Source organism: Longimicrobiaceae bacterium (assembly GCA_035696245.1).
Classification (GTDB): domain Bacteria; phylum Gemmatimonadota; class Gemmatimonadetes; order Longimicrobiales; family Longimicrobiaceae; genus DASRQW01.
In genome coordinates this window covers 1-6,197 of sequence record DASRQW010000267.1, presented here as the reverse complement: position 1 = coordinate 6,197, position 6,197 = coordinate 1, and the positions used below count along the sequence as shown (strand labels likewise).

At 72.0% G+C, this 6,197-nt stretch carries 8 protein-coding genes; 6 read left to right on the top strand and 2 right to left on the bottom strand.

Annotated elements, in window-relative coordinates; all coding sequences use genetic code 11:
• Nucleotides 1–254 (bottom strand): hypothetical protein (locus VFE05_12445; protein HET6230874.1); only part of this gene is annotated, 254 nt, incomplete at its 3' end.
• Between the two features lie 181 nt (nt 255–435).
• Between VFE05_12445 and gpmI the strand changes: the two genes are divergently transcribed.
• The 3 genes from gpmI (at nt 436) to VFE05_12430 (ending at nt 3,385) form a co-directional block, all read left to right on the top strand.
• A complete protein-coding gene (gene gpmI / locus VFE05_12440) occupies nt 436–1,998 on the top strand; it encodes a 2,3-bisphosphoglycerate-independent phosphoglycerate mutase (GenBank protein ID HET6230873.1) in 1,563 nt (520 codons plus the stop codon).
• A gap of 163 nt (nt 1,999–2,161) precedes the next feature.
• Nucleotides 2,162–2,881, top strand: coding sequence for a hypothetical protein (locus tag VFE05_12435; protein HET6230872.1), 720 nt, complete (start codon nt 2,162–2,164; stop codon nt 2,879–2,881).
• Nucleotides 2,882–2,899: 18 nt separating this feature from the next.
• Nucleotides 2,900–3,385 carry a BON domain-containing protein gene (locus VFE05_12430; protein HET6230871.1) on the top strand — a complete coding sequence of 162 codons (486 nt, stop codon included), beginning with the start codon at nt 2,900–2,902 and terminating at the stop codon, nt 3,383–3,385.
• Between the two features lie 262 nt (nt 3,386–3,647).
• Here VFE05_12430 and VFE05_12425 read toward each other — a convergent pair whose 3' ends face one another.
• On the bottom strand, nt 3,648–4,232 hold the full coding sequence (locus VFE05_12425) for a BON domain-containing protein (protein HET6230870.1): 585 nt from the start codon (nt 4,230–4,232) through the stop codon (nt 3,648–3,650).
• 185 nt (nt 4,233–4,417) lie between these two features.
• On the opposite strand from VFE05_12425, the gene VFE05_12420 reads away from it, so the two are divergent.
• From VFE05_12420 to VFE05_12410, 3 genes are all read left to right on the top strand, one after another.
• Entirely contained in the window at nt 4,418–5,086 is a 669-nt protein-coding gene (locus VFE05_12420) for a molybdenum cofactor guanylyltransferase (GenBank protein HET6230869.1), read from the top strand.
• Nucleotides 5,079–5,651, top strand: coding sequence for a molybdopterin-guanine dinucleotide biosynthesis protein B (gene mobB / locus VFE05_12415; protein ID HET6230868.1), 573 nt, complete (start codon nt 5,079–5,081; stop codon nt 5,649–5,651). Before VFE05_12420 ends, mobB begins: the two co-directional genes overlap by 8 nt.
• Nucleotides 5,641–6,197, top strand: a 557-nt coding sequence (locus VFE05_12410; GenBank protein ID HET6230867.1) for a hypothetical protein, incomplete at its 3' end; no start/stop codon positions are given. The genes mobB and VFE05_12410, both read left to right, overlap by 11 nt.

Below are 6,197 nucleotides of genomic sequence, written 5' to 3'. Positions count from 1 at the left end.
GCGGCGCCGCCGCCGGGCTTCACCGCGGCCTCGGGCACCCAGCCGTCCAGCGTCGCCTCGCGCCAGTCGCCCTTCGGCGCGCCCGGAAGCATCGACGCGCCGCGTACGAGCGTCGCCAGCCGGGGGCCGTCGGGTGCCGCGAGCAGCTCGCCTTCGGCGGTGCGGACGCGCGCGGGGGCCTGGGCGTGCGCGGGAGCGGCGCAGGCGAGGGCCAGGGCGGCGAGCAGCAGTACGCGCGGGGGCGAGACGGTCAAAGCGGCAGCGGGGTCCGGGGTGGCAGACCGGCGGGGCGGGCGGTAGATTCGGCGTGTGTGCGGGGAGCGAAAGAAGATATGCCCCAGCATCTTGAGTTGTCAATCACATCGCGCCTTCCTATCCTCGCCCCGGCCCATGCCCGACACGTCTTCCGGCACCGACCGACCGCGCGTTGCATTGGTGATCCTGGACGGCTGGGGCCTGCGCGAGCCCACGCCGGACAACGCCGTCACCTGCGCCAACGCGCCCACGTGGCGCCACCTGTGGACGGAGGGCGCCTACCCGCGCGCGAAGCTGACCACGCACGGCCCCGCCGTCGGCCTCCCCGAGGGGCAGATGGGCAACAGCGAGGTGGGCCACCTAAACCTGGGCGCCGGGCGCGTAGTGATGCAGTCGCTGATGCGCATCTCCAAGGCGATCGAATCCGGCGAGATGGGCCGCAGCTCCGCGCTTCTCGACCTCTTCGATCACCTGAAGGAGACCGGCGGAACGCTTCACCTCATGGGCCTGATCGGCCCCGGCGGGGTGCACGCGGTGGACGAGCACCTGCTGGCGCTGTGCGAGCTGGCCGAGCGGGAGAAGATGCCCAACGTGCGCGTCCACGTCTTCCTGGACGGCCGCGACACGCCGCCGCAGTCCGCCCGCGACTACCTGACGGAGCTGTTCGGCCGCGCGAACGGCGGCAAGGGCTGCAAGGTGGCGACGCTCACCGGGCGCTACTTCGCGATGGACCGCGACCGCCGCTGGGAGCGCACCGAGAAGGCGTACCGCGCCATCGTGCGCGGCGAGGGCGTGCAGGTGCGTGACCCGCTGGAGGCGATCACCGCGGCGTACGAGGCGGGAGAGACGGACGAGTTCGTGCAGCCGCGGGTGATGGTGGGCGACGACGGGCAGCCGGTGGGCCCCGTGCGCGACGGCGACGGCGTCCTCTTCTTCAACTTCCGCGCGGACCGCGCCCGCCAGCTCACCCGCGCCCTGGCGGACGATAACTTCGACGCCTTCGACCGCGGACCCGGCGCCCCGCGCGTGCGGCTGGTGACGATGACGCAGTACGACGCGGAGTTCCCGGTCCCGGCGCTCTTCCCGCCGCAGCCGATGACGAACATCCTGGCCGACGTGCTCCAGCAGCACGGCCTGCACAGCTTCCGCACGGCCGAGACGGAGAAGTACCCGCACGTCACGTACTTCTTCAATGGCGGGACGGAAGAGGCGCCCGAAGGCGAGGACCGCCGCCTGGTGCAGTCGCCCAAGGTCGCCACGTACGACCTGCAGCCGGAGATGAGCGAGCCCGACGTGGCGCAGGGGCTGGTGGAGGCCATCCGCTCGCGGAAGTACGACTCCATCGTCTGCAACTTCGCCAACCCGGACATGGTGGGCCACACGGGCGTGCTGCGCGCCGCCATCAAGGCGGTCGAGGCGGTGGACGGCGGGCTGGGGCAGGTGGTGGACGCATGCCGCGAGACGGGCACGACGCTGCTGGTGACGGCCGACCACGGCAACTGCGAGCAGATGTGGGACCCCACGACCAACGGACCGCACACCGCGCACACGACCAACCCGGTGGGCATCGTCCTCGTGGAGCCGGACGAGCGACGGAAGGCGGAGGCGCTCGCGGACGGCGCGCTGTGCGACGTGGCGCCCACCATCCTGGGCCTGCTGGGCATCCCCCAGCCGGCGGAGATGACCGGCCGAGACCTGCGCCGCCCCGCATCTCGCGGCCGCTCTTCTCCCGCGGGCGCGTAGGACGCGACGCGCTGAAGCCGCCGCAGTTGCCCCGCGCGGGGAACAAAGCGTAGCTTCGGGCGGCTATAACCTGTCGCAGTCCCGGGGCGCCGCTCCGGGACTGCATGCTTGGGGCGCGTCCCGCGCCCGCCGACTCACGACTCTTCCCGGACCGAACCGACCGATGCGACGCACCCGGATCGCACTGCTGGCACTTCCCGCGCTCCTCCTGGGCGCCCGCGCGCTCCAGGCGCAGCAGATCACGTCGCCGTACCGCTACCTGGAGCGGAAGCAGGGGCTGACCGGCTTCGCCGGCTACCTGTTCACCGACCCCAAGGTCACCATCAGCAAGGGCGTCTCGGCCGAGTTCGGGCCGCGGTCGGCACCGCTGTTCGGGGCGCGCTACAACATCAGCCTCTCCAACGCCCTCGCGCTGGACTTCACGGCGGCCTACAGCCCGTCGGAGCGCAAGCTGTACCGCGCCGACGTGACCACCGACCCCACGCACGTGTCGCCCGTGGCGACGGGCACCACCGCCAGCATGCCGCTGCTGATCGCCGACGCGGGCGTGCGGATCAACCTGACCGGGCAGCGCTCGTGGCACGAGCTGGCGCCGTACGCGGCGGCCACCGGCGGGCTGGTGACGTGGCTGAAGAAGAACGGCGCGGCCGAGAACAGCATCCCCACGACGGAACGGTTCGACTTCGGCCCCGGCTTTGCATTGGGCGCCAAGGTGGGAACGGACTTCTACGCGACCCCCCGGCTCTCGCTGAACGTGGAGCTGAGCGACCGGCTCTGGAAGGTGAAGATCCCCACCGGGTTCCAGACCGGCGGCACCACCGCCAAGGACCACGAGTGGAACAGCAACTACGGGGCGACGGTGGGGGCCGCGATCCACTTCTGACCGGCTAGCGAGGGCGCGATGTCCGACTTCGGCAGCATGATCGACCCCGAGGGCATGACCGACGACGAGATCTACGACCTGGTCATGCAGCACCTGCGGGAATATCCCACCCTCGACGCCGGATACATCGAGCTTTCGGTGCGCGACGGCCACGTGACGCTGGGCGGCCGGGTGGGCACCGACGGGCAGGCGCAGGTCGCCGAGAACGCCATCGTGGAGGTGCTGGGCATCAGCGACTTCACCAGCGAGCTGATCGTGGACCAGCAGCTCGAGGGCGACATGCCCGAGGCCATCGACGACGCGCTGGCGTACGAGGATTCGCTGGGCACCGAGCTGGGCGTGAGCAACGACTCGCAGTCCGACACGGCGGCGCACCTGGTGGAGGACGACGAGGTGGAGGCGTACGGCACGCACGACATGCAGCGCGCCATCGAGAGCGGCGCCGCGTACGACCCGCCGGACCACCTCTCCCCGGACGGCTACGACTCCCGCGAGCGCCACTGAGCCGCGAGGAGTGCAGATGAGGAAGCGGGTCCCGGCCATCGCGCCGGGACCCGCTTCGTCTTTCCAGAATCACGAAGATCGCATCCGCCGTGGTAGGAGGCACCTGCGTGTGCCTCCGCCTCTCCGCAGCGAGAATGTCCCCGAATCCCGGCCATCCCCTCACTCCGAACCACGGGCCGACACGCAGGTCGCGGCCCCTACCGATGGGGAGGATTGCGCGTGCCGGACCATGCGGGCGTGAGGGGGATCGGTTCGTATCCGCCTACCGCTCGGCGGCTTCGGAAAATGCGGCCTTGTCGGCGGTGCGGACAGCGAGGTCGCTGACGACGCCGCGAACGCCGGGGGACTCCCACGCGTCGTCCCAGGCGTAGCGGGCCTCCAGGTAGTCGTCCACCTCGCCCGTGAGCGTGACCACGCCGCGATGCGCGGAGACCTTGATGCGCTCGCCGTCCAGGTGCGTGTCGCGCCGGATTCGCTCGCGGACGAGCTGCGCCACCTCCGAGTCGCCCACCGGCCCCTGCCACTCCTCTTCCCTCTCCCGCCCTTCGTGCCCGCCCCCGCCGCCCCACCTCGCGACCTCCCGCCGCCGGTACGCCTCCTCGGCCGAGAGCGGGCCCTGCACGTAGTAGCCGCCGTCGTACCCACGCCCGCGAGAGGGGCGGACGCCGCCGTAGTGAATGCCCTCGCCCCCGCCGGGATAGCCGCCGAAGCCGGGATAGTCGCCGCCGTACACGCCGCGATCGTAGCCGCCCGCCGCCCGTAGCGGCCAGTCGTAGCCCCCGCCGGGGTGGCGGCGCGGCATGCGCGGGCGCGGCGGCGGACCGTAGCTTTCATCGTAGCGAAGCATCGCAGTCGTCCGGCTTGGATGGGAGGAACAGCCGTCAGCGCATCTCCAGACATCTCAGCGCGCCGCTCCCCTGCGCGCAAGAGGCGTTCCCCAGATCGGCCTTCCGCTTGTTCGGCCGTGCGCCGCGGGGTAGGTTGGCGCATCGGCTCGCGACGCGGCGGGCGGGCTCGCACAGCGGCGGAGAGATGGCTTCGGGCGGCGACGATTCGGCGGATGCGGGGCGCGGCGCTGGGCCCCTCGGCGTGATCCTGGCAGGGGGGGCGAGCCGCCGCTTCGGATCGTCCAAGGCGCTGGCGGAGGTCGGCGGCGTGGTGATCGTGGAGCGCGTCCGGCGCGCGCTGGCGCAGGTGGCGGACACCGTCGTGCTCGTCGCGAACGAGCCGGAGCCTTTCGCGCATCTCCATCTCCCCGCCCGGCCCGACTGGCGGCCCGGCGAGGGACCGCTCGCGGGCGTGCAGACGGCGCTGCGCTGGGCGGTGGATGCGGGGCGGCCCGGAGCGCTGTGCGTCGCCTGCGACCTGCCGTTCGTTCCCCCCGCTCTTCTCGCGCACCTCGCGGAGATCGCTTACGCGACGGGGGCGGACGTCGTAATCCCGGAGAGCGAGGGGCGGCGCGGGATCGAGCCGCTGTGCGCATACTACTCGGCCGCGTGCCTTCCGACCGTGGACGACATGCTTTCGGGAGATGAGCGGCGGCTGCTCGCGCTCCTCGACCGCGTGCGGACCGTGCGCGTCCCGGCGGACGAGGTGCGCACGTTCGGCGCGCCGGACGTCATCTTCCTCAACGTGAACACGCCCGCGGACCACGCGCGAGCCCGAAAGATCGCCAGCCGCATGGACGATGCAGATGCATGAGCCCGCCGTGCCGCCCGTGGTGTCGGTAATCGGCCGCAAGAACAGCGGGAAGACGACGCTCGTCGTCGCTCTCGTCGCGGAATTGAAGCGGCGCGGGTATCGCGTCGCCACGCTGAAGCACGGGCATCACGACTTCGAGATCGACCAGCCGGGGCGCGACTCGTGGCGCCACTTCAACGAGGGCGGCGCGGAGGCGGTGATCATGGCTGGCGCGGGCAAGGTCGCGCTCGTCATGCGCACCGACGGCGAGCCCGACCCGGAGGACCTCATCCGCCGCTTCTACGCCGGTCGAGGTTACGATCTCGTCGTCGTCGAAGGCTACAAGCAGGGCCCGTTTCCGAAGATCGAAGTCTTCCGCCGCGCCGTCCACGACCGCGCCATCCAGGACTCGGGAGATGCGGAGCAGTCCGCTACCTTCCTCGCCATCGTCACCGACGATTCGCATTTCGAGACCCACGTGCCGCTGGTCCCGCTCGACCCGGCGGATGCGCAGGGCTCGCACGTCGCCCGCGTCGCCGATCTCGTCGAAGCAACCTTCCTGCGCGGAGGTTCCGATGGCGACTGACCGCGGCGCCGACTGGCTCTCCGCCGCGGAAGCGCGCGCCGCGATCCTCGGCGGCGTCCCGCGGCTGGGCACCGAGCGGCGGCCGCTGCTCGCCGCGCTCGGCTACGTGCTGGCGGAGGACGTCGCCTCGCCCATCGACCTGCCGCCGTGGGACAACAGCGGCATGGACGGTTTCGCGACCCGCGCCGCCGACGTGCAAGGCGCATCAGCCGCGACGCCGCGCATCCTCCGCGTGGTGGACGACGTGCCCGCGGGCCACTTTCCCTCACGCCCCGTCGCCCCCGGCGAGGCGATACGGGTGATGACGGGCGCGCCGGTGCCTGAAGGCGCCGACGGCGTGGTGCGCGTGGAGCACACCGACGGCGGCAGCGGGATCGGCACCGCGGACGGGCGCGTCGCGATCCTCTCGGACGTGGACGCGGGCAAGAACGTCCGCGTCCGCGGCGAGGACGTTCACGTGGGCGACGTGGTCGTCCGCGCGGGCACCGTGCTGCGGGCGGGAGACGTGGGCGCGGCGGCATCCGTCGGCGCCGCGGAGGTCGAGGT